Raw genomic sequence first — 2,168 nt, 5'->3', positions numbered from 1 at the left:
TCTTAAGCATAAACTTAGCGCGATCGACCCGCACGCGGGTAATGTACTCTGCTAGCGTCATGTGGCCTTGCTGACGGAACATTCGCGACAAGTGATTGGATGAGATGCTAAAGCGTGAGGCAATGCTGTCTCGGGTGATCTGGCGGTGGAAGTTTTCTTGAATGTAGATACAAATCCCCTGATACACATCCTGTACTCGGCTATGAGATTTTTCTACGGGCGCTTCCAGCATGGTTTTACTGTATTGCAGTAGAGCTTGCAGCAATAACTCGTCCATCGGCTGCTTGTTACTCTCTCTCGCTAACGAGCTAAGCGCCTCCAAAATATTATCAATCGCAAAACCAGAGCGAGTCTGAATACTGTGCTTTTGAATATCGTAAAAGCTCTCCTCGCCTTTGCGCTTGCTCACCAAGCTTAAACCAAGCTGACGACGACCAAACAACATGCTCAACACCGAGCAGTCTGTATCCCAGTTTGGCTTGTTCCAGCAGTTGGGTGGGATGAAAATCGCGTCTCCGGCTTTGGCGATAACGTTGGTTATTTTGCGATCATGACTCTCCATTTCATTAATATACTCTCCGTCTAGCACTAGCTCTAAGCGCGGAAAGTTCACCTGATAACTGCACGCTGAAGGCGTGTGAAAATCTCCAGCAAACCAGATGTTATGAAACGGTTCTCGCTCATTTAATACAGACGAGATTAAGTCATGAAATATCATTATTCGAACTCTAATGGGCAGCAATAAGGCTACGGGAATAGATATACCCCTTAGTGAAACATAGCGCTATTGAGCAAAATCACAATTTGAGATCTAGGCTACAAAAATCCAGTCACGGAAATAAATTTCCAGTAAAGAAACTGAACTAGAACGTTCCTGCTCTGATAAACAAATACGCTGTATCCCTTATAAATAAAAGCCTCAACACATCTTAAACTCTGTCAACACCGCCCTTAAAACAGCCACTCGACCGATCAAAATCACACTCCACTTATAACGCAACAATCATCCAGTAAATGCGTTTTTTCTTCACTACAGAAGGTAAGCCGTAGATTCCAGAATACCCCTAACAAAATAAAAACAGAGTAGGGGTTCATTATGATCACGACATTGATCAATCAAGATTTGATTAAGCTTTCGCTTAGCGCTAATTCAAAAGAAGACGTATTTAAAGAGCTTATAGACGTGCTTTACACACAAGGCCGAATTTCAGACAAAGTACAGTTTCTTGCCGACATTAAGGCGAGAGAAGAACAAGGTAATACCGGATTTGAAGAAGGCATTGCCCTACCACATGCGAAAAGCAGCGCGGTGATCAAACCCGCGGTTGTTATCGGCGTCCACAAGCAGGGTATCGAGTACGGCGCCGATGACGGCCAACCATCAAAACTCTTCTTCATGATTGCGTCTCCAGATGGCGGCGATGATCACCACATCGAAGTATTGGCAGAGCTTTCTTCAAAACTGATTGAAGAAGGCTTTATCGAAAGCTTCATGAATGCTCAATCTGAACAAGAAGCATTAGAACTACTGCTTACCAAACCTGAGCCTTCAGAAGCGGAAACCAACGTTAAGAAACAAGGTTTCATCATTGGTGTCACTGGCTGCCCAGCTGGCGTTGCACACACTTATTTGGCAGCTGAAGCGCTAGAGAAAGGCGCAGCGGCTCTTGGCTACGACATCAAGGTCGAAACTAACGGTTCTATTGGTGTTAAAAACAGCCCGACTCAAGAAGAGATCGAACGTGCAGACGCGATTGTCGTGGCTTGTGATAAACAGGTCGACATGGCTCGCTTTACCGGAAAACGCGTCATCAGCACCAACGTAAAAGCACCAATCAAAGACGCACAAAGCTTGATCAAGCAAGCACTCAACGCGCCAAGCTATCAAGCAGAACAAACGCCGGCCAACCAATCCGTTGTAGAAAAAGCCTCACAAGCGCGTTCAGACCTTTATCGTTACCTGATGAATGGCGTATCACACATGATCCCATTCGTAGTCACTGGCGGCCTATTGATTGCCCTTGCACTGGCGATTGGCGGCGAGCCAAGTGAATCTGGCATGGCGATTCCTGCTGGCAGCATGTGGAACCAAATCCTAGAAGTGGGCGTGGTTGCCTTCACATTGATGATCCCAATCTTGGCTGGCTACATTGCTTACGCGATTGCTG

General features: G+C 46.0%; 2 protein-coding genes. One reads left to right on the top strand and one right to left on the bottom strand.

All coding sequences use genetic code 11. The annotated features are described in order from the left end of the window. Nucleotides 1-718, bottom strand: a 718-nt coding sequence (locus tag AB4496_RS22480) for an AraC family transcriptional regulator (RefSeq protein WP_372132016.1), incomplete at its 3' end; no start/stop codon positions are given. A gap of 378 nt (nt 719-1,096) precedes the next feature. Between AB4496_RS22480 and AB4496_RS22475 the strand changes: the two genes are divergently transcribed. Continuing rightward, a partial coding sequence (locus AB4496_RS22475) for a fructose PTS transporter subunit IIA (protein ID WP_372132014.1) occupies nt 1,097-2,168 on the top strand: 1,072 nt, incomplete at its 3' end.

The organism is Vibrio sp. 10N.222.46.A1 (genome assembly GCF_041473595.1).
Taxonomy (GTDB): domain Bacteria; phylum Pseudomonadota; class Gammaproteobacteria; order Enterobacterales; family Vibrionaceae; genus Vibrio; species Vibrio tasmaniensis_A.
Note: the sequence above shows the minus strand (reverse complement) of the source record. Positions and strands in the feature narration are given on the sequence as shown.